We start from the raw sequence: 21,346 nt of genomic DNA on the forward strand, positions 1-21,346 counted from the left end.
CCGGGGGCGCGGCGCGCGCCCCCCCCCCCCGGCGGGGCCCCCGCCGCCGAAGAGCCGCTCCAGCGCGGTGATGAAGTACGGGAAGTGGCTCGCGAACCGGCGCAGGTCGCGATCGCGTTCGAAGCCGCCGAACCAGTAGAGCCCGGGGTCGCCGTCGGCGGTCGGATCGAGATCGCCGAACACCCGGATCCAGTGGTCGCCGCGGCCGCCGACCACCGTGAAGGGCAGCGCCCGGGAGAACAGCAGCTCCTGCTGGTCGACCGGGACGTCCGCGCGCCTGACCTGCTCCAGCCCGCGCTGCATGGCGCGGAGCTGGGCGGCGAGCGCCCGGCCGCGGTCGGTGCGCAGCGGCAGCCTGCTCGGCAGCAGCAGCGCGGCCACCCCGCCGAGCGCGATGGCGATGCCGACCAGCGCGTGCCCCGCGGTGAGCGCGAGCGCGACGGTCACCGCGGCGCCGACCGCGATCAGCGCGGCGCCCAGGTAGCGCGGCAGCGCGCGGCTGCGCGGGTCGGTGAAGGTCCCGCGCGCGACGGCATCGGCGACCAGCCCGGCGCGCAGGGCGTCCAGGGACATCCGCCCCGCCGCGCCGAGCTCGGAGAACCGGACGGTCTCCGCGCCCGCCGGGAGCAGCGTCTCGTAGACGATCCGCTCGTACTCACGCAGCTGGTCGTCGGCCGGGTTCACCCGCTCGATCCGCCAGTCCGACTCCGCGATCCTCGTGACCCGCAGGTAGCGGCGGACCGCGAGGTCGACGACGGTGGCGGCCAGGTCGACCGGGTCGGCGTGCTCGTCGAGCAGCAGCCCCGCCTCGCCGGGCAGCACGCCGTCGGGCGAGGTGAACAGCACGGTGCCGCCGTCCCGCAGCAGCGGGTCGAGCACCGCCGTGCCGTCGTCGGCGGCGCCGCGGCGCGCCCTGAGCACCAGCGCGGCCAGCCCCGCGAGCGCGGCGAGCAGCACACCGAAGGCGATCAGCGCGGGCGCCGAGAGCGCGAACGGCGAGCGGCCAGGCTCGGTGACGTCGGCATTGGCGGGCACGGTGTTCGGCGGCAGCTGCAGCCGCAGGTCGATGGCGTCGCCGCGCTGCAGCCCGGTCTGCTCCAGGTAGAGCACGCCGTCCGGCTCGATGTGCACGTCGGCGCAGGGCCTGGTGGCGCCGATCGGGCCGAGTTTGCAGTCCACCAGCGCCATCTGGTAGCTCGGCGCGATCACGGTGGCGCTGATCGAGGAGACGTCGGCGTTCAGCAGCCCGACCCAGTGGAAGACCTGGCTCTCCGGCGCCACGCCGACGGTATTGCGCACGTGGTAGCGGAAGGCGGACTCGCCGGGGTTCGCCTCGATGGTGAACTGGTCGTCGGCGAAGGTCGTGGTCCCGGCGCCATCGGTCGTCACGTCGGTGACCTCGAAGCGGCGCTCCCGGCCGTCGCCGAGGTCGAGCCGCAGTGGCAGCGACATCCGGAACTGCCCGCCCGCGGGCACCGAGATCGACTCGACCACCTCGAGCACGCCGTCGCGGTTCAGCTTCAGGTCGGCGACGACGGCGGCTCCCGGCGCGGGCTGGGCGGCGGCGACCGGCGCGGTGGCCAGCGTGCCCGCCGCGGCCAGGAGCAGGAGTGCCGCTCGGGCGCCCCCCCGAAAACTCAGCATGGCTGGACACTCTAGACGGGTTGCTATCCTTCGTCGGCGGCTGTTGAACCTGTGAAGCGGAGGGGGACGGTGGAGTGACTCGACCTCCGCACGGTCATGGCCCGATGTCCGGAGGTCATCCGGGGCCGTACGGTCCGTCCGGCCCCTACGGGCCGCCGCCCGGCCGGCGCCCGGCGCAGGGTTATCCGCAGCAGCCGGGGCAGCGCAGGCCGCAGCCCGGCTACCCCGCCGCACCCCCCGGCAGGCAAACCTCGCCGCCCGGTTACCCCGCCGCACCGCCCGGCGGGCAGGCGCCGCCGCCGGGGTACCGCCCGCCGCAGGCGTATTCGCAGCAGCCGCGGCCCTACGGCGCGCCGCAGCCGTACGGGGCGCCGCCGCCGTACGGCAGGCCGCCCGCGCCCTACGGCCCGCCGGGGCGCCCGAACCCGCCGCGAAAGTCCGGCGGCGGCCGAGCCGTCTTCATCGTGCTCGCGGTGGTGATCGCCGTGGTCGTCGGGCTGGTTCGGCTCGGCGCCTCGACATTCACCACCGACCAGGCCACCGGGCCGGACCCGAGCTTCGGCTACCAGCCGCCCGGCGAGACCGAGGCGGGCCCGGCCGAGACCGCGGCCAACCCGCTGCTCACCAGCACCTCCGGCACGCTCCTCCCGGCCGAGTGCGACTACGCGCCGTGGGGCACCGGCGTCGAGGTGGCGCGCACCTTCTTCGAGACGGCGGCGAGCTGCCTGGCGGACGCCTGGCGCCCGGTGCTGACCGACGCCGGGCTCCCCTTCTCCGACCCTGAGCTCTCGATCACCGCCTCCACCGCGGGCGTCAGCACCCCGTGCACCGGGAGCACCAGCGACTTCGCGGCGTTCTACTGCCCGGCCAACCACACCATCTACATGCCGATCAGCCAGCTGCAGACCGACCTCTTCGGGGACAACTGGGTGGTCTACCTGTCGGTCTTCGCGCACGAGTACGGCCACCACGTGCAGGCGATCAGCGGCATCCTGCGCAAGGCGAACAGCGACCGGGTGGACGCCGGGGTGCGCAGCGCGCAGGGGCTGGAGCTCTCCCGCCGGGTCGAGCTGCAGGCCAACTGCTTCGACGGCATGTTCATCGGCGCGTCGTCGGAGGCCGGGTCGCTGAGCTCCACCCAGCTCAACGTGGCCAGGCGCGATGCCTACGGCCGCGGCGACCAGGCGGGCGACATGCGCGACCACGGCACCGCCGAGAACGGCGGGCGGTGGTTCGAGACCGGGGTCGAGCAGAACCGGACCACCCGCTGCAACACCTTCACCGCCGCGGCGGGCGAGGTGAATTGACGCCGGTCAGCGCGCGGCGAGCAGCCGCTGCGCCAGCGGGCCCGGCGCGGGCAGGTCGTTCGGGGTGGTCAGCCAACCTGCGGTGACCAGCCAGAGCCGCTGCACGTGCGCGTCGGCGGTGTCGAAGAAGACCCGGCGGCCGCGGTTGTCCCGCAGGTCGTGGGCGAGCGTGTTCCACCGCGGCGAGCGCTCGTACCTGGTGCGGTAGCCGTCGACGAAGCGGGCGACCAGGGTGCCGATGGTCTCCACCGGCTGCTGCGAGACCCGCGGCCCGTACTTGGCGGCGTGGAAGCGGCGGCCCGCGCAGAGCGAGCGCGGGCTGGTGTTGTAGGCGATCCAGCCCGCCCGCTGCGCCCGCTCCAGCAGCCACAGGTGCCGCACCGCCGTCGGCTCGACGTCGCCGACGTACTCGTGGATCGCCGTGTGCACGGCGGGGGCGTCGAGCACGTCGCGCCGGGTCGGGCCCGCGCCGTGCCGGATCCAGTGCTCGTGGGTGAGGCGGGCGAGGACGCGCCCGAAGTCGTCGATGCTGCACTGCGCGAGCTCGCCGAGCCGGGAGACCCGCTCGGACTCCACCCGCAGCTCCCGGCGCGCGATGTGCGTGCGGACCGCGGCGAGCGTCGGCACCTCGCCGTGCTCGAGCAGCTCCAGGATGGCCGCGGCGGTGGCGGGCTCGGCGGCGGCGGTGATCGGCAGCGGTTCGCGCTCCCGCTCCAGCTCGGTGGGCTCGATGGCGCGGCTGAGCAGGGCGACCGCGGAGCGGTCGGCGGCGAACTCGGTCTGCGCGAGCCAGGCTGCGGCGATGGTGTCACACGACGGCACGGCGGAACACTCCTCGAATCGTGGCGATCGTGTCGCCGTTGGAATCCGTGGTGGCGCTGGATATTCGCGTTCCAAGGTAACCAGTTGATTGCACGCCAGGGGAGCGTCAAACCTGATTCGTTCGGGGGGTGAATCGGCCCATAAACCGGCTTCGAGTTCGCTTACCAGCGAGTACAGCGGTTTCGCATCATGAATCGCATTCGGCTGCCGATTGCTGGGACAGGAGATAACTCGCCAATAGCTTCGTGGGGTGTGTGTTGTCCGTGGGAAAAGGTTTGCGGCAGCTGTGTGATCTGCGTCACTAATAGCGTTATCCGGTGCGTCGGAATCGCTTTCCGGACAGCCGGGCGCGGCTGGCCCGCTGTCGGTGGCCGCCGGTAACCTCTGGCCGTGGCTCTGTACCGGAAGTACCGACCGGCAACATTCGCTGAGGTGGTGGGGCAGGAGCACGTCACCGACCCGCTGCGCACCGCGCTGGACACCGGCCGCATCAGCCATGCCTACCTGTTCTCCGGCCCCCGCGGCTGCGGCAAGACCTCCTCCGCGCGCATTCTGGCGCGCTCGCTGAACTGCGTGGACGGCCCGACCTCGACGCCGTGCGGGGTCTGCCCCTCCTGCGTCGCGCTCGGTCCGGGCGGGCCGGGCAACCTGGATGTGATCGAACTCGACGCCGCGAGCCACGGCGGCGTCGACGACACCCGCGAGCTGCGGGACCGCGCCTTCTACGCGCCCGCCGAGTCCAGGTACCGGGTGTTCATCGTCGACGAGGCGCACATGGTGACGACGGCGGGGTTCAATGCCCTGCTCAAGATCGTCGAGGAGCCGCCTGCGCACCTGATCTTCGTCTTCGCCACCACCGAGCCGGAGAAGGTGCTGCCCACCATCCGCTCACGCACCCACCACTACCCGTTCCGGCTGCTTCCCCCCGCCACCATGCGCGGGCTGCTCGGGAAGATCTGCGAGCAGGAGGCGGTGCCGGTCGAGGACGCGGTGTACCCGTTGGTCATCCGGGCGGGCGGCGGCTCGCCGCGGGACAGCCTGAGCGTGCTCGACCAGCTGCTCGCCGGGGCGGGGCCGGAGGGCGTCACCTACCCGCGGGCGGTCGCGCTGCTCGGCGTCACCGACGTCGCGCTGATCGACCGGGCGGTGCACGCGCTCGCCGACTCCGATGGGGCCGAGCTCTTCGGGGTGGTCGAGCAGGTCATGGAGGCGGGGCACGACCCGCGCCGGTTCGCCGTCGACCTGCTGGAGCGGCTGCGCGACCTGATCCTGGTCCGCGCGGTGCCGGACGCCACCGAGCGCGGGCTGGTCGCGGGCCCCGCCGACGTGCTGGAGCGGCTGCGCGAGCAGGCGGGCCGGATCGGCCCGGCCACGCTCACCCGGTACGCCGAGCTGCTGCACGAGGGGCTCGGCGAGATGCGCGGCGCCACCGCGCCCCGGCTCCTGCTCGAGGTGGTCTGTGCCCGCATGCTGCTGCCCGCCGCCTCCGATACCGAGGCGGCGACGCTCCAGCGGTTGGAGCGGTTGGAGCAGGCGATGGCGGGCGGGGTGTTCGCGCCCGCGCCGAGCGGGGCGGGGGCCACCGTCGCGGTCGCGCCGGACCCGGTGCCCGTCGCCGGTGCCGATCAGCCGCCGCGACGGCGAGGTGCGGAGGCGATGGCGGCGCTCCGCCGGGAACGGTCCGGCGCCCCGGCCGGTCCCGCGGCGAAAGCCGAGCCGGGTGAGCCGGTGAACGCGGGCGCCGCGGTGGTGGGCGGCGGGACACGGCAGGCCCACGAGGAGGCCGCACCCGAGGCCGGGCCTGTCGGCCGGACGGAGCCGGTCGGCGGTGCTCCACACGAGGAGCAGCCGGAGGCGGTCGATGACGTCGCAGCCGGGCACGCCGGTGAATCCGGCGCTCGCGCGTCGCAGGGTGCGGATCTCATGCCGGTCGAGGCCGCGCCGGCGGCGGGCGATCGGGAGCCGCTCGAGGCTTCGGCGGTGCGCGCGTCCGAAGGGGCCCGGGAGGCCCCCGATGCACCCGTCGCGGCGGGGGCCGGGGCAGGGGCAGCGGAGGGGGAGAGCCGGGAGGCGCCCGACGCGAGCCCGCCGGTGGGCCAGGTGGCAGCGGCGGGCGCGGAGTCGCTGACGGCGTCTGTCCCGAGTCCCTCCGTGGCGGGGGCGACCGCCGCGAGCCCGTCGGTGGATCGGACAGCAGCGGGGGGCGCGGAGTCGCAGGCGGCGCCGGTCACGAGCCCCGCCGAGACGCGGCCGAACCCCGGAGCGCCCGCCGCGGGCCCGCCGGTGGATCGGGCGGCCGAGGACGATGCGGAGCTGCCCGCGGCGTTCGACGGTGCGGGGGCTGAGGAAGCGGCCGCTCTCGCGACCGCCGATGACACACCGACGCCTGTCGCCGGGGCAGCCGACGCGGCGCAGCCCGCGCCGAGCGGACCGGCTGATGTGGCGGAGTCCGCGCCGAGCGGACCGGCCGGGGCAGGCGCGGCGCCGGGCGGCGACTCGGACGCCGACATCCAGCGTGTCGTGACCGAGTCCTGGCCGGAGATACGGAGCCGGGTCCGGGAGTTCGGCCCGACCCTGCAGGCGCTGCTGTCCGGCGCGTCGGTGCTGCGCGTGGAGCGGGGCGTCGTGGTGTTCGCGCACCAGAGCCCGCCGCTCGCGCAGCGCCTCTCCGACCCGCGCAACGTGGAGGCGGTGCGCTCCGCCATCCGCGCGGTGCTGAACCGCGAACTGGACCTGCGCTGGGAGGCGGGCGGCGCCCCGCCGCCCCGCCAACCGGCCCCGGCCAGGCAGCAGGGCCGCGCCGAGCGGAAACCGGAGAAGAGCGCCCCCCGCTACTCCCGCCCCAGCCAGAACCGGGAGGCGCGGCGCGAGCCAGGCCCGGACGAGCAGGAGGGCGAGCCCGCCTGGGGCCCGGCCGCCCGCCCCGAACCCAAGCAGCCGCCCCGCCAGGCACCGTCGAGCGGCCGCACCATCTCACCCCCCGCGGGCCGCGGCACCGGCGCGCAGCCCGCCCCGCCGAGCCGCACCCCGTACGACGACATCCCGCCCCCGGACTACCCCGACCTCCCCGACGACCCGGGCCCGGACGGCTCCTACCCGCCCGACCCCGCCGCCACCAGCGCAAACGTCCCGAACTACCGCTCCGGCGGCGCCATCCCGGCCACCACGGCGGAGGAGGAGCGGGAGATGCTGGCGGCCGCCGCGGAACCGGTGGCGCCCGGCGATCGGCGCGACCCGGACGAGCTGGCGCTCGAGCTGCTGCGCAGTGAGCTGGGTGCCACACGGCTGGATGGTTGACAACCCTTGCCCACAACACGTTAAGTTAACCGGAGTTCGCACACGCGGTAGTATGGTCGGGTGGCCGAGCTCGGTCGGGGCGTCAACGCGCGCCGACTGCTGCATGACCGGTTTTGTACAGCGTCAGGACGGTCGGTCCCAGGGCCGGTCGGCGAGGTAACCCCCCGCGCTCGCGCCGCTCGCGGCCCGAGCACGAAGCGTCTGGATCGGACGAGAGTCCGCACCGCCGCAACCCTAGGAAGGAACACTCCGATATGACCACTGAGGCCTACATTTACGAGGCCATCCGCACCCCGCGCGGCCGCAACAAGAAAGGCACGCTGACCTCGGTCAAGCCGCTCGATCTGACCGTGGGTCTGGTCCAGGAGCTGCGCAACCGGTTCCCGAACCTGGACGAGGATCGGATCTCGGACATCATCCTCGGTGTCGTCTCGCCCGTCGGCGACCAGGGCGCCGACATCGCCCGCACCGTCGTGCTCAGCGCCGGGCTGCCGGACACCGTCGGCGGCGTGCAGATCAACCGCTTCTGCGCCTCCGGCCTGGAGGCCGTCAACATGGCGGCGCAGAAGGTGCGCTCCGGCTTCGACGACCTGGTGCTCGCGGGCGGCGTGGAGTCCATGTCCCGTGTTCCGATGGGCTCCGACGGCGGCGCCTGGGCGCTCGACCCGGCCACCAACTACGACAGCTACTTCGTCCCGCAGGGCGTCTCCGCCGACCTGATCGCCAGCATCGAGGGCTTCAGCCGCGACGATGTCGACGCCTACGCGGTGCGCTCGCAGGAGCTGGCCGCCAAGGCCACCACCGGCGGCTACTTCGCCAAGTCCATCGTGCCGGTGAAGGACATCAACGGCCTGGTCGTGCTGGACCGGGACGAGCACATGCGCCCCGGCACCACCGCCGAGGACCTGGCCAAGCTGAACCCCTCCTTCGCGCTGGTCGGCGAGATGGGCGGCTTCGACGCGGTGGCGCTGCAGAAGTACCACTACGTGGAGAAGATCAACCACGTGCACCACGGCGGCAACAGCTCGGGCATCGTCGACGGCGCCGCCCTCGTCCTGGTCGGCAGCGAGGAGGCGGGCAAGGCCTCCGGGCTGACCCCCCGCGCGCGCGTCGTCGCCACCGCCACCTCCGGCGCGGACGGCACCATCATGCTGACCGGCCCCACCCCGGCCGCGCACAAGGTGCTGGCCAAGGCCGGGCTGACGCTGGACGACATCGACCTGGTCGAGATCAACGAGGCCTTCGCCTCCGTGGTGCTCAAGTTCCAGAAGGACCTGAACATCCCGGACGAGAAGCTGAACGTCAACGGCGGCGCCATCGCCATGGGCCACCCGCTCGGCGCCACCGGCGCCATGATCACCGGCACCATGGTCGACGAGCTGGAGCGCCGCAACGCGCGCTACGCGCTGGTCACCCTGTGCATCGGCGGCGGCATGGGCGTCGCGACCATCATCGAGCGGGTCTGACCCCAACCGGCAGCTGGAAATAGGAGACACAGAGCTGTGAGCGAAACCAACATGATCGGTTGGGAGAAGGATTCGGACGGCATCGTCGTGCTGACGATGGACGACCCGAACCAGGGCGCCAACACGATGAACGAGCTGTACAAGAAGTCGATGACGGAGACCGTCGATCGGCTGGTCGCGGAGAAGGACGACATCGCCGGTGTCGTGCTGACCTCGGCGAAGAAGACGTTCTTCGCCGGTGGCGACCTGAAGAACATGATGAACGTCGGGCCGAACGACGCCCAGGCGCTGATGGACGAGCTCGGCGAGATCAAGGGCGCCCTGCGCAAGCTGGAGACCCTGGGCAAGCCGGTCGTCGCCGCCATCAACGGCGCCGCGCTCGGCGGCGGCCTGGAGATCGCGCTGGCCACGCACTACCGGATCGCGGCCGACGTGCCCGGCTCGCAGATCGGGCTGCCCGAGGCGACCCTCGGCCTGCTGCCCGCGGGCGGCGGCATCATCCGCACCGTGCGCATGCTCGGGCTGCAGGGCGCGCTCATGCAGGTGCTGCTGCAGGGCCAGCGCAACAAGCCGGCCAAGGCCAAGGAGCTGGGCCTGGTGAACGAGCTGGTCGGCTCGGTCGACGAGCTGGTCCCGGCCGCCAAGGCGTGGATCAAGGCCAACCCCGATGCCGGCGTGCAGCCCTGGGACAAGAAGGGCTTCAAGATCCCCGGCGGCACCCCGGCCTCGCCCGGCTTCGCGGCCAACCTGCCCGCCTTCCCGGCGAACCTGCGCAAGCAGCTCAAGGGCGCCAACATGCCCGCCCCGCGCGCGATCATGGCGGCCGCGGTCGAGGGCTCGCAGGTCGGCTTCGACGACGCGTCGCTGATCGAGTCCCGCTACTTCGTGCACCTGCTCACCGGGCCGGTCGCGAAGAACATGATCCAGGCCTTCTTCTTCGACCTGCAGACCATCAACAACGGTGGTTCGCGCCCCAAGGACGTGCCGAAGAAGGAGATCAAGAAGGTCGGCGTGCTCGGCGCGGGCATGATGGGCGCGGGCATCGCGTACGTCTCCGCCAAGGCGGGCTACGACGTCGTGCTCAAGGACGTCACCATCGAGGCGGCCGAGCGCGGCAAGAACTACTCCGAGAAGATCGAGGCCAAGGCGCTCTCCCGGGGCAAGACCACCGAGGAGAAGTCCAAGGCGCTGCTCGACCGGATCAAGCCGACCGCCGACCCGGCCGACTTCGCGGGCGTCGACTTCGTGATCGAGGCGGTCTTCGAGAACACCGAGCTGAAGCACAAGGTGTTCCAGGAGATCGAGGACGTCGTCACCCCCGACGCGCTGCTCGGCTCGAACACCTCCACCCTGCCGATCACCGGTCTCGCGAACGGTGTGAAGCGGCAGGAGGACTTCATCGGCATCCACTTCTTCTCGCCCGTCGACAAGATGCCGCTGGTGGAGATCATCCGCGGGGAGAAGACCTCGGACGAGGCGCTGGCCAGGGTGTTCGACTACACCCTCGCCATCAAGAAGACCCCGATCGTGGTCAACGACAGCCGCGGCTTCTTCACCTCGCGGGTGATCGGCACCTTCGTCAACGAGGCGATCGCCATGCTCACGGAGGGCATCGAGCCCGCCACCATCGAGCAGGCCGGTCTGCGCGCGGGCTACCCGGCCGCGCCGCTGCAGCTGACCGACGAGCTGAACATGAAGCTCATGCAGAAGATCGCCAAGGAGACCCAGGAAGCCGCCGAGCGGGGCGACATCACCATGGGCACCGAGCGGCACCCGGCGCTGGACGTCATCGACTTCATGGTCGAGCAGGGCCGCCCGGGCCGGCTGGAGAAGGCGGGCTTCTTCGAGTACGACGAGGACGGCAAGCGCCTGCACATCTGGCAGGGCATCCGGGATCACTACAAGACCAGCCCGGAGCTGCAGGTGCCGTTCCAGGACCTGGTCGACCGGATGCTGTTCGCCGAGGCCATCGAGACCCAGAAGTGCTTCGACGAAGGGGTGCTCACCTCGACCGCCGACGCCAACATCGGCTCGATCTTCGGCATCGGCTTCCCGGCCTGGACCGGCGGTGTGCACCAGTTCATCGTCGGCTACCCGGGTGGGCAGGAGGCCTTCGTGGCCCGTGCCGACTACCTGGCCGAGAAGTACGGCAAGCGCTTCGAGGTTCCGGCCTCGCTGCGCAAGTAGGCAGCAAGCCCGACGGGCCCGTCACCGCGCTGCGGTGGCGGGCCCGCCGCGTTGCGGCACTGCACGGATTCGGGGTGCGCGCAATGCGTTTCGCTGTGGCGAAGAGCACGGTCTTGTTAACCGTACGGTTTGTGGTGCTCTTCACTCCTACTCGCGAGTTCGGCTATTTTGATCGCGTGTCGAGTGGGCGGACGGGTCGGGCCGTTGCAGGGGTATTGGCAGGTGCGGCGCTGCTGCTGCCGGGTGGAGCGCCGACGGCGGGGGCGGCGCCCGCGCCGGTCCGGCTGCTCGGCGAACAGGTGCTGCCCTTCGGGCTGGAGTTCGACGGCACCACCGTCGGCGGGCTCTCCGGCATCGATTTCGCCGCCCGCACCGGTGAGTACGTCCTGATCAGCGACGACCGCTCGGAGCGCGACCCGGCCCGGTTCTACACCGCGCGGTTCACCGTGGACGACAAGGGCATCGGCCCGGTCACGCTCACCGGCACGCACCCGCTGCGCACCGCGGACGGCGACGAATACGGCGCGCTCTCGGTGGATCCCGAGGAGATCCGGGTCGACCCGCGCACCGGCGACTTCGTCTGGACCCAGGAGGGCGAGCGCTTCGAGGAGCTGCTCATCGACCCGGCCACCCGGATCGCGGGCCAGGACGGCGGCTACCTGGGCGAGCTGCCGATCGCGGGCAACACCGCCATGCGCGCCACGACCGGGCCGCGCCGCAACGGCGGCCTCGAGGCCGCCACCTTCGCCGCCGACGGCATGCTCTTCGTGACCGCGCTGGAGGCGCCGCTGCTGCAGGACGGCCCGGAGCCGACCGCCGCCGCCGGCGCGCCGATCCGGCTCACCGTGCAGGCGCGCTCCGGCCCGGTGCTGGCCCAGTACGCCTACCCGGTGGAGCCGGTCTTCGCCCCAGGCGAGGGCAACAACGGGGTCTCGAGCATCCTCGCCGAGAACCCGCTCGACCCCACCAAGCTGCTCGTGCTGGAGCGCGGCTACGTCCCGGGCCAGGGCAACCGGATCCGTATCTACCGCGCGGATCTCGCGGCCGCGGGCAACGTGCTGGACAAGCCGATCGGCGCGGGCAAGCCGGTGGCCAAGCAACTGGTGGCGGATCTCAACCAGCTCGGCCTCGGCCACGTCGACAATATCGAGGGGATGACCTGGGGCCCGCGCCTCGGCACCGGCGAGCGCACGCTGATCCTGGTCAGCGACAACAACTTCGACGACAAGCAGAAGACCCAGGTGATCGCGGTCGCGCTGCGCTGATCGGAACCTCCGATCAGCCGCGGGCCGCCGCGCCGGGCGTAAGGGCACCGCTCCGGCATCCGGCGCGCTACGTTGGAGGGTGTGTACCGCGGCGTCGAGTGAGGTCGAGGTGGTCCGGTGAACCGACCCTCGCCGGAACGGGCGGCCCCCGAGCCGGGGCAGGCCGTATCCGAGACTCGACGGCACCTGCCCGGCGCCGACCCCGACGACCTGGCCGAGATCGTCGCGGAGCTGGCCGGGATGGGGCTCGCCGAGGCGGTGACGATCGGCCGCGGCGGCTTCGGCGTCGTCTTCCGCTGTGTGCAGGCCACGCTGGGGCGGGTGGTCGCGGTGAAGGTGCTCTCCTCGGACCTGGACGCCGAGAGCCGGGCCCGCTTCCTGCGCGAGGAGCAGGCCATGGGCAGGCTCTCCGGGCACCCCAATATCCTCGACATCCTGCAGGTCGACGTCACGCCGAGCGGGCTGCCGATCATCGTCATGCCGTTCTGCGTGCGCGGTTCGCTGGACGACACGCTGCGCGAGCAGGGGCCGCTCGGCTGGGCCGACACGCTGCGCGCGGGGGTCAGGCTGGCGGGCGCGATCGAGAGCGCGCACCGGGCAGGCATTCTGCACCGGGACGTGAAACCGGCGAACGTGCTGCTCAGCGCCTACGGTGAGCCGCAGCTCACGGACTTCGGCATCGCCCGCATCCCCGGCGGGTTCCGCACCTCGGGCAACCTGATCACCGGCTCGCCCGCCTACACCGCGCCTGAGGTGCTCGGCGGCCAGGAGCCGAGCGTGCGCTCCGACGTCTACGGCCTGGGCGCCACGCTCTTCGCGGTGCTCACCGGGCACGCCGCCTTCGAGCGGCAGGCGGGGGAGAAGGTGGTCGCCCAGTTCCTCCGGATCACCACGCAGCCCGTCCCCGACCTGCGCGAACACGCCATCCCGGACGACGTCGCCGGTGCGATCGAGCGGGCCATGGCCCCCGACCCCGGGGAGCGCCCGGACAGCGCGTACGCCTTCGGCGAGCTGCTGCGCGCGGTGCAGCGGGCGCACGGGCGGCCGCCGGACGAAATGGCACTGCCCTTGGTCGCAGCCGCCGGGTTCAACGGCACATGGACCGGGGCCGAGGACTCAGCGTCCGAGAGCATGGGGCCGGAGGGCTCGGCGCTCGGGACCTCGGGGTCGGAGGGCTCCGCGTCCTGGACCTCGGGGCAGGAGGGCTCAGCATCCGAGGGCGTGGTGCTCGGGCACATGGCGCCCGAGCCGACCCGGCGGGACACGGGACCGGCGGGCACCGTGCCGCCGACCCCGGCCACCAAGTTCCGCCCGCCGACCCCGCTGCGCGCGCCGGTGCGCCGCGGCGAGCTGCTGCGCATCCTGCGCGCGGGCGGGCTGCGCAGGCTGGCGCTGATCCACGCCCCCGCCGGGTACGGCAAGAGCACGCTGGCCGCGCAGTACCGGGCCGACCTGCAGGAGCGCGGGGTCGCCGCCGCCTGGATCGGGATCGACGCCGACGACGACGCCGCGAGCTGGTTCCTCGCGCACCTGGTCGAGGCGGTCCGCCGGGTGCGCCCGGAGATCGGGGCCGGGCTCGGGCAGGTGCTGGAGGAGCGGCCCGCGGACGGCATCGGCTACGTCGTCGCCACCCTGATCGACGAGCTGCACTCCTCCGGCGAGCCGGTGGTCGTGCTGATCGACGACTGGCACCGGATCACCGACGAGGGCGCCCGCGGCGTGCTGGACAGCCTGCTCGGCAACGGCTGCCACCACCTGCGCTTCGTGGTCACCACGAGGGACCAGGGCGCATTGCCGCTGAGCAGGCTCCGGGTCGACGACGAACTGGTCGAGCTGGACGCCGCGCGGCTCCGGTTCAGCGCCGAGGAGACCGCCGAGGTGCTGGCACACGGCGAGCCGCAGGCGCTGAACGACGCCCAGGTCGAGGCGATCACCACGGCCACCGACGGCTGGCCCGCCGCGGTCGCGCTGGCCGGGCTCTCGCTGCGCACCGGCACCGACCCGGAGCGGCTGGTGGAGAGCTTCGGCGCGCACGGCATCGGCGAGTACCTCACCGAGAACGTGCTGGATGCCCTGGAGCCGCGGCTGCTCGACTTCCTGATGGACGTCTCGGTGACCGAGCGGGTCAGCGGCCCGCTCGCCACCGCGCTCACCGGCGACCGGGAGGCCGAGCTGCTGCTGGCCGAGGCCGAATCGCGGGAGCTCTTCGTCACCCGCAGCCACCGGGACCCGAGCTGGTTCCGAATCCAGCCGCTCTTCGCCGAGTACCTGCGCGCCCGGCTGGACCGGGTGCGGCCCGGGCGCTCGCGCGCGCTGCACCGGAAGGCGTCGCGCTGGTTCGCCGAGCACCAGCAGCTGCGCAAGTCGGTGGACCACGCGCTCGCCGCCGCCGACCTCACCATGGCGCTCGACCTGCTGGAGAGCGGCGGCATGGACCTGATCGACGGCTCGCGGCTGGCGACGCTGCTCGGCACCGTCTCCAAGCTGCCCGTACAGCAGGTGGCCTCGCGCTCCAAGCTGCTCATGGCGGTCGCGCGGGCCAATGTGAACCTGCAGCAGTCCGGGGCGGCGCGGAGCACGCTCGGCAAGCTGTCGAACCTGCTCGCCCGCGGCGCCGCGGACGATGCCGAGGTGGCGGCGCAGCGCTGCGCGGCCGCGGTGCTCGCCGCCGCCGACGACGTCGCGCGGGACCGCACCGACGGCGTGCTCGACGGGGTGGCGGACTGCCTGGCCAGGGCGGACGAGCTGCCCGCATGGACCGTCTCCACCGCGGCCAATTTGGCGAGCTTCGTGCACTGGGCGGAGGGCGACTTCGGCGAGGCGGCGCGGGTGCAGCTCTGGGCCGCGGAGTACCACGCCGCGTCGAAGGACCCGCTCGGCGCGGTCTTCGGGCTCTGCGGGGAGGGCGCGGCCGGGTACGAGCTGCTCGACGTCGAGACCGCCGACGACCGGTACCGGCGCGCCTACGAGCTGGCGCTGGCCCGCTCCGGGCCGCGCTCGCACGCCGTGCGGCTGGCGGCGGCCATGCTCGGCGAACTGCGGTACCGGCAGGGTGACCTGGAGGCGGCGGCCGAGCTGCTGGACGAGAGCCACCGGCTCGCCACCCGGATCGGGCCGGTGGACTTCCTGGTGCCCGCCTACGTGATCGGGGCGCGGGTGAAGGCGCTGCGCGGCGATCGGGAAGCCGCGCTCGCCCGGCTGGACGAGGGGGCCCTGCTGGCCGAGAGCAACGAGCTGGCCAGGCTGGGGGCGCACGTGCGGGCCGAGCGGCTGCGGCTCGGGTTCGCGGCGCCGGGGGAGCCGGAGGGGGCGCCGTACGGGGGCGGGCGGCGGCGCGGGGCGGCGGCGCTGATCGCCGAGGCGGAGGAGATCTGCGCGGTGCGCACCCTGCTTGCGCGGCATGCCTCCGGTGCCGATGGTGAACTCGCGGATCGGGCGGTCCGGCGGGCGCGGGCGCTGCGCAGTCGGATGGTGGAGCAGCAGCGGCCGCGGGCCGAACTCGACACCACGCTGCTGCTGGCCGAGTGCCTGGCGGCGGCGGGGTGGGTCGGCGAGGCCGCTCATCTCGTGCGGCCGGTAGCTGCCACCTGCGCGGAGATCGGGTGGCCTCGGCCCCTGCTGGACACCGGGCCGGGGATCACCGCGATTCTCCGCGTGCTCGGGTCAGAAGAGTAAGAAATTGTTTCCACCCCTACGGGGTTGAGCCCCCTTCCGGCTACCGCCGGAACAGCCGCGAGGGGGTCACCCCACGGCCGCGGGAGGAGTGCCTTGCGGCCACGGAGGCGAAGCGCCCTGCGGCGGAGCCTTGCGGTAGGGGGCCCCCGAGGGGGTGGGGTCGCCCACCCCCGGGGTGGGCGACATACCCTGCCCACCCCGGAGGGTTGCGGAGCTTACGGTTCCCACCAGGGGCGTAGCGGCACGTTCCAGAGCCCGTCGGGGCCGAGCTTGACGCCGAGCACCTGGTGCAGCTGCACGACGTTGCGCTGGAAACCGAGCCTGCTGCCCGCCATGTAGAGCCCCCACACCTTGGCGGTCCCCTCCCCGGCCTCGGCGACGCAGGCGTCCCAGTTGGCGACCAGGTTCGCGCACCACTCGGCGAGCGTGAGCGCGTAGTGCTCGCGCAGGTTCTCCTCGTGCAGCACCTCGAGCCCGACGTTCTGGATGTCGCTGATGATCCGCCCCGACCCGATCAGCTCACCGTCCGGGAAGACGTAGCGGTCGATGAAGTCGCCCGCCTTGGTGGTCCTGGTGTTGTCGTGCCTGGTGATGCAGTGGTTCAGGAAGAGCCCGCCGTCGCGCAGCTTGCCCTGGATGAAGCGGAAGTAGCTCGGGTAGTTGTGCACCCCGATGTGCTCGGTGAGCCCGATCGAGGAGACGGCGTCGAACCCGGACTCCGCGATGTCCCGGTAGTCGCTGTGCCGCACCTCGGCGAGTTCGCCGAGCCCCTCCTCCTCGATCTTCTGCCGCGCCCAGGCGGCCTGCTCGGCGGAGAGCGTCGCCCCGATCACCCGGACTCCCCGCCGGGCGGCGTAGCGCACCATCCCACCCCAGCCGCAGCCGATGTCGAGCAGCCGGTCACCCGCCTTCAGCTTCAGCTTGTCGAAGACCAGCCGGTACTTGTTCTCCTGCGCCTGCTCCAGCGTCCAGTCCGACGCGCCGTAGGCGGCGCAGGTGTAGGTCATGGACGGCCCGAGCACGTGCTCGTAGAAGGCGTTGGAGACGTCGTAGTGGTGGTGGATCGCCTCGGCGTCCCTGGTCTTGGAGTGTCGCAGCCCCTCGAAGGCCACCCGGCGCCAGCGCGGCAGCGTCTCCTGCGGCGGCGGCGGGACCGGGCGCAGCCGCTCCCAGCCGAGCGAGCGCGCGATGGTGAGCAGCGTCAGCGCCGACGGCCGGTGGAAGCGCAGCGACTGCATGGCGTGCAGCACCCCGTACGGGTCGCCGGGGTGCACGCCGTGCGCGATCAGGTCGCCCGAGATGTAGGCACGCGCCAGCCCGAGATCGCCGAGCGCGTTCACCAGGTAGTTGATGCCGCGCGGATTGCGGATCTCCAGGGTGAATTCGGAGTCCTCCGGCCCGGTCGCGCTGCCGTCGAACGCGGTGAAACGAACCGGAACCGGGCCGTCGACCAACGTTTCGATGATCTCCGCGATCGTCAATTTCGTCCCGAGTTCCGCCAATACGTCGGATCGGTCCCGAAAAGTTGTCATTGTCTCTGCACCGCCTTCGCATACAGGTCCAGCAGCCGCTGGTCCGGGTCGTAGCGTTTTTTCAGCTCGGTGTAATGGCTGCCGCCGTAGAGCGCCGCGAATTCATCCTTGTCGTAGAAGGAATCCGAGTACAGCGATTTGTGGCCGTCGAACTCGGTGACGGTGCGCTCGATGGCGCGGTTGGCCGCGCCCTCCGGCTGCCCGGGAACGGTCGGCACCGCCGACCAGAACCCGACGTTCACGTACGTGCGCCCTGGCGCCAGCGGGTACAGCGGCCAGGCGCGGCCCCCCGCGCCGGGGTCGGCGCCGGTGTCGCGCAGCCGCAGCGGGCAGAGCCAGAGCGGCTCGATCGGGATCTCCCGCAGGAACCACTCGACGAAATCGGCGGTGCGCTGCACCGGGACCTCGATGTCCTGCACCACCCGCTCCTGCGGCGGGTTCCCCTTCCGCGCGCCGAGCCGGTCGGCGATCCCGTACCTCCGGTCCAGCGCGACCAGCTTCCAGTAGAAGCTGCTGCGCCGGTACCGCTTCGGCCAGAACCTGCGGATGCGCGGGTTCTGCGTGCCGAAGGCGCGCGAGCACCAGAACCAGTCGGTGTCCCAGCGCCACAGGTAGTCGGCGATCGTGAGCCGGTCCCGCTTCGGCGCGGCGCCGTCGTGCCTGATCGACTGGTAGAAGATCCGCATCCCGGTGTAGTCGCTGGTCGGCCCCGGCTCGTCGGTCTGCCTGCCGAGGATCAGGTAGCTCTCCTCCGCGGTGAAGACCACGCCGTCCAGGTAGTCCACCCGCTCGCCGTCGTGCGCGCGGTCGAGCACGATCCTGGTCAGCGCCGCCTCCAGCGCGCGCAGGTCGTGGAAGCGCAGGTGCCGCAGCTCGACGTAGGGCAGCACCGGCTCCAGCTCGATCTTCAGCCGGACGGTGTAGCCGAGCGTGCCGTAGGAGTTCGGGAAGCCGCGGAAGAGGTCGGCGTACTCGCCGTCCGGGCGCACGGTGCGCAGCTCTCCCGCACCGGTGAGGACCTCCATCTCCAGCACCGACTCGTGCGGCAGGCCGCTGCGGAACGAGGTGGACTCGATCCCGAGCCCGGTGACGGCGCCGCCCAGCGTGATCGTCTTGAGCTGCGGCACCACCAGCGGCGCCAGCCCGTACGGCAGCGTGGTCGCCACCAGGTCCTCGTAGGTGGTCATCCCCGCGACATCGGCGGTGCGGGCCACCGGGTCCACCGCGATGACCGACGTCAGCCCGGAGACGTCGAGCCCGGGAGCGGAATTGCTCGCCCGCGCCCGGAACAAATTCGATGTTTTCTTCGCCAAACGGACATTCGCGTCGGGCGGAATGGCGCGATAGCTCGCGAGAAGTCGCTCGACGCCTTCCCGATGCGCGGCGAAACCGGATTCGCGTGCGGCCGGGGCGTGGCCGGCCTTCCTCATCGGACTCACTGCCACCCCTCGACGCTAGTACGTCGAACCGACACCGGCCATGAAGTTCACCGTGTCGGCCGAGAAATGTCACGGTGGGCGGCGAACAGGGAACAAGCAGGTAACACGGCGGTGTTGTAACTCCCTCGACACCGGGCGCGCATTCGTGCGCCCGCCCGGAATCGGGCAGGATCGTTGACGTTCGGGCCGTACCGGTCCGGACGATTCGGACAGCAGGGCGCCGGGCAGGCGCCCGGAGAAGGAGTGCGAAGTGGGACAGGTCAGCGCCAGCAGTTCGGTCACGGTGGCCGCGGATCCGCAGCGGGTGCTGGCGGCCGTCGCCGACTACGACACCGTCCGCCCGCGCATCCTGAGCGCGCACTACCGCGACTACCGGGTGGTCGAGGGCGGCAAGGGCACCGGCACCGTCGCCGAGTGGATCCTGCAGGCCACCGAGAAGCGGCAGCGCAACGTGCGCGCCGTGGTGACCGCGACGGATTCCACCGTCACCGAGAAGGATTCGAACTCCACCCTGGTCAACACCTGGACCGTGACCCCCGACGGCACCGGCTCCACGGTCACGCTGCTCACCACCTGGAACGGTGCGGGCGGGGTCAAGGGCATCTTCGAGGGCATCTTCGCCCCGCTCGGCCTGAAGAAGATCCAGGCCGAGGTGCTGGAGAACCTGAAGAAGGAACTCGCCTAGCGAGTTTCTCCGATATCGAACAGGTTCCCCTCGGGATCACTGAGCGTGGTCCAGCGCGCGCCGTACTCGTCGAAATCGCCGAGCTGCTGCGCGCCGAGGGCGAGTGCCCGCTCGACCTGCGCCCGCCGATCCGGCGCGTGCAGGTCGAGGTGCACCGAGTTCTTCCCCGGCGTCTTGTCGCCCACCTTGATGAACATGAGCGTCGGGGCGCCGCCGACGGTGGCGAAGTACTCCGACGCCTCCGGATCCACCTCCCGCTCCAGCAATTCGGCGTAGAAGCCCGCCAGCGCTGCGGCGTTCTCGCTGTCGATCGTGACGTGCGCGAGCGCGAGTGACATGGGTTCCTCCTGAATCAGCGGATGGGCCAGCAGATTTCGGTGCGGTAGCCGGCCGGGTCGGCGACCACGTCCGGCCCGGCCAGGTAGATCTCGCGAATGGGCGCGGGCAGCGAGACGTCGTGCGCGGCGACGTGGCTGCCGAGCGCGCCGTAGCTGCGGTCGAAGTCCTCGAAGCCGCCCTCGTGCACGGCGACGGCGAAGCGGCCCGCGGGCAGCTCGGCGAGGACCGGCGCGGGGTGCGTGGCCGCGGCGGGCGGCAGCGGGCCCGCGGTGCGGGCAGGCACCGGGACGTACGCCGTCACCTCGCCCGCGTCCTCCTCGAACCAGGCGGTGGAGTACAGGGCCCCGCCCGGCCCGGCGGGCGACACCCCCGCGGCCGTCAGCGTCCGGTAGAGCAGGGCGAAGGCGCTGCCGCACCAGGGCCCGATATCGGCCCTGACCATCCCCTCGGTGACGGCGAGCGCGGAGAATCCGGGCGTGCTGCGGTACTCCACCGCGAGCGCCCGCGCCCCAGGGGCGAGCAGCGCGCGCAGCGAGGCCACCACGTCGCGGGTGCGGTTCAGCTCCTCCTCCATCCGGAGCAGGTGCGCGCGCAGGGCGGTGTCCCTGACCGCCGCGTCCGGCGCGCCGAGCACCGTGCGGATCTCCTCGACCGGCATGTCCAGCGCGCGCAGGCGGCGGATCAGGTGCGCGGTCGGCACCTGATCCACCGCGTAGCGCCGGTAGCCGGAGCCGGGGTCGACCGCCGCGGGCTCCAGCAGCGCGATGTCGTGGTAGTACCGCAGCGCCTTGACGCTGAGGTAGGTCAACCGGGAGAACTCCCCGATCGGGACGGTCGCTGTCATGGCTCCAGCGAACACCCTCCCGTGGCGGGAGGGTCAACCCCTCACGGCGTGGCGACCACGAAGGTCAGCAGCAGCACGTTCGGGGCGCCGAGCCACCACGAGTAGCCGAACCAGACGCCGGGCGAGACCTCCCGCACCTCGTCGTGCACCTGCGGGGTCGGCGACGGCGCGTAGTTGAGCACCCAGGCCGGGCGTCCGTCCAGCAGCGCGGTGCCGCGGTAGATGTCCGCGGGCCAGCCGGCGATGTCGAGCCCGGTGATCCGGTTGGTCAGCGGGCCGCCGTCCGGGCCGGTGGCGAAGGTCTTGCCGATCCAGAAGGCGGGCGTGATGCCCTGCAGGTAGCCGGGCCGCACCATCCAGCCGTCGGTGACGCCGCGCGGGACGGCGCCCGGGGCGGCCGCGTGGAACAGCAGATCCTGCTGTTCCGGGGTGCAGCGGAAGCGCAGCGCATCGATGGTCGCCGCCCGATTGCCCGCGTTCAGGACACAGCCGCCGCCGTAGTCGGTGATCCCGGAGTCGGCGTGGGCGGTGCCGCCCGCGAACAGCAGCATCAGTGCCGATGCGGCTATGGTGAGAACGGACTTACGGCGGAACGGGGACATCGTCGGCTCCAGGGTCGCTACCGGTCATCGCTATGGCGCCCGGGAAGATCGCTGCACTGTAGCCGGTGCAGCTGATTTCCCGGCCCCGACCCGGGTTCCCAGGATAAATCCTCGCAAAACCGACGGTGTAGCCGGCCCCGCCGCCGACTAGTTGTGATGTCCAGGGAGGTTGGTCAGTCGGGTGACCGGTGGTCGGCCTCCGATCGCGGAGTGGGCTCGGTGGTGATTGTAGAAGTGGAGCC

The 21,346-nt window shown here is 72.3% G+C and carries 14 protein-coding genes; 7 read left to right on the forward strand and 7 right to left on the reverse strand.

Annotation, left to right across the window (positions count from 1 at the left end; genetic code table 11):
- Positions 1–1,644, reverse strand: a 1,644-nt coding sequence (locus ACFUUZ_RS29065; protein WP_378701757.1) for a DUF2207 family protein, incomplete at its 3' end; no start/stop codon positions are given.
- Positions 1,645–1,748: 104 nt separating this feature from the next.
- Here ACFUUZ_RS29065 and ACFUUZ_RS29070 point away from each other — a divergent pair.
- The gene (locus tag ACFUUZ_RS29070) at positions 1,749–2,951 is read left to right on the forward strand and encodes a neutral zinc metallopeptidase (RefSeq protein WP_378701759.1); all 1,203 of its coding nucleotides are present in this window, start codon (positions 1,749–1,751) and stop codon (positions 2,949–2,951) included.
- A gap of 6 nt (positions 2,952–2,957) precedes the next feature.
- Here ACFUUZ_RS29070 and ACFUUZ_RS29075 read toward each other — a convergent pair whose 3' ends face one another.
- Positions 2,958–3,773, reverse strand: coding sequence for a hypothetical protein (locus ACFUUZ_RS29075; protein ID WP_378701760.1), 816 nt, complete (start codon positions 3,771–3,773; stop codon positions 2,958–2,960).
- A 390-nt stretch (positions 3,774–4,163) separates the two neighbouring features.
- Between ACFUUZ_RS29075 and ACFUUZ_RS29080 the strand changes: the two genes are divergently transcribed.
- The 5 genes from ACFUUZ_RS29080 to ACFUUZ_RS29100 all read left to right on the forward strand — a co-directional run bounded on the left by ACFUUZ_RS29080 (position 4,164) and on the right by ACFUUZ_RS29100 (position 15,663).
- Positions 4,164–7,070, forward strand: coding sequence for a DNA polymerase III subunit gamma and tau (locus ACFUUZ_RS29080; protein ID WP_378701761.1), 2,907 nt, complete (start codon positions 4,164–4,166; stop codon positions 7,068–7,070).
- A 254-nt stretch (positions 7,071–7,324) separates the two neighbouring features.
- A complete protein-coding gene (locus tag ACFUUZ_RS29085) occupies positions 7,325–8,536 on the forward strand; it encodes an acetyl-CoA C-acetyltransferase (RefSeq protein WP_378701763.1) in 1,212 nt (403 codons plus the stop codon).
- Between the two features lie 36 nt (positions 8,537–8,572).
- A complete protein-coding gene (locus tag ACFUUZ_RS29090) occupies positions 8,573–10,723 on the forward strand; it encodes a 3-hydroxyacyl-CoA dehydrogenase NAD-binding domain-containing protein (RefSeq protein ID WP_378701765.1) in 2,151 nt (716 codons plus the stop codon).
- Positions 10,724–10,938: 215 nt separating this feature from the next.
- Positions 10,939–11,988 carry an esterase-like activity of phytase family protein gene (locus tag ACFUUZ_RS29095; protein ID WP_378701767.1) on the forward strand — a complete coding sequence of 350 codons (1,050 nt, stop codon included), beginning with the start codon at positions 10,939–10,941 and terminating at the stop codon, positions 11,986–11,988.
- 186 nt (positions 11,989–12,174) lie between these two features.
- Positions 12,175–15,663 carry a protein kinase gene (locus tag ACFUUZ_RS29100; RefSeq protein WP_378701780.1) on the forward strand — a complete coding sequence of 1,163 codons (3,489 nt, stop codon included), beginning with the start codon at positions 12,175–12,177 and terminating at the stop codon, positions 15,661–15,663.
- A 215-nt stretch (positions 15,664–15,878) separates the two neighbouring features.
- Here the strand turns inward: ACFUUZ_RS29100 and ACFUUZ_RS29105 are convergent, their stop codons facing one another.
- Entirely contained in the window at positions 15,879–17,195 is a 1,317-nt protein-coding gene (locus ACFUUZ_RS29105; RefSeq protein ID WP_378701769.1) for a class I SAM-dependent methyltransferase, read from the reverse strand.
- Entirely contained in the window at positions 17,192–18,625 is a 1,434-nt protein-coding gene (locus tag ACFUUZ_RS29110; protein WP_378701771.1) for an FAD-binding oxidoreductase, read from the reverse strand. The genes ACFUUZ_RS29105 and ACFUUZ_RS29110 overlap by 4 nt, the downstream gene beginning before the upstream one ends.
- A gap of 259 nt (positions 18,626–18,884) precedes the next feature.
- On the opposite strand from ACFUUZ_RS29110, the gene ACFUUZ_RS29115 reads away from it, so the two are divergent.
- Positions 18,885–19,319 (forward strand): SRPBCC family protein, encoded by a 435-nt coding sequence (locus ACFUUZ_RS29115; RefSeq protein WP_378701772.1) that lies wholly within the window; start codon positions 18,885–18,887, stop codon positions 19,317–19,319.
- Here ACFUUZ_RS29115 and ACFUUZ_RS29120 read toward each other — a convergent pair.
- The 3 genes from ACFUUZ_RS29120 to ACFUUZ_RS29130 are packed head-to-tail and all read right to left on the reverse strand — an operon-like array spanning position 19,316 to position 21,053.
- Entirely contained in the window at positions 19,316–19,657 is a 342-nt protein-coding gene (locus tag ACFUUZ_RS29120) for a VOC family protein (RefSeq protein ID WP_378701774.1), read from the reverse strand. The genes ACFUUZ_RS29115 and ACFUUZ_RS29120 overlap by 4 nt on opposite strands.
- Before the next feature lie 14 nt (positions 19,658–19,671).
- Positions 19,672–20,502: a MerR family transcriptional regulator gene (locus tag ACFUUZ_RS29125; RefSeq protein ID WP_378701776.1), complete on the reverse strand. Its 831-nt coding sequence runs from the start codon at positions 20,500–20,502 to the stop codon at positions 19,672–19,674.
- 41 nt (positions 20,503–20,543) lie between these two features.
- A complete protein-coding gene (locus ACFUUZ_RS29130) occupies positions 20,544–21,053 on the reverse strand; it encodes a hypothetical protein (protein ID WP_378701778.1) in 510 nt (169 codons plus the stop codon).
- Between the last annotated feature and the right edge of the window lie 293 nt (positions 21,054–21,346).

The organism is Nocardia sp. NPDC057353, from assembly GCF_042667085.1.
Taxonomy (GTDB): Bacteria; Actinomycetota; Actinomycetes; order Mycobacteriales; family Mycobacteriaceae; genus Nocardia.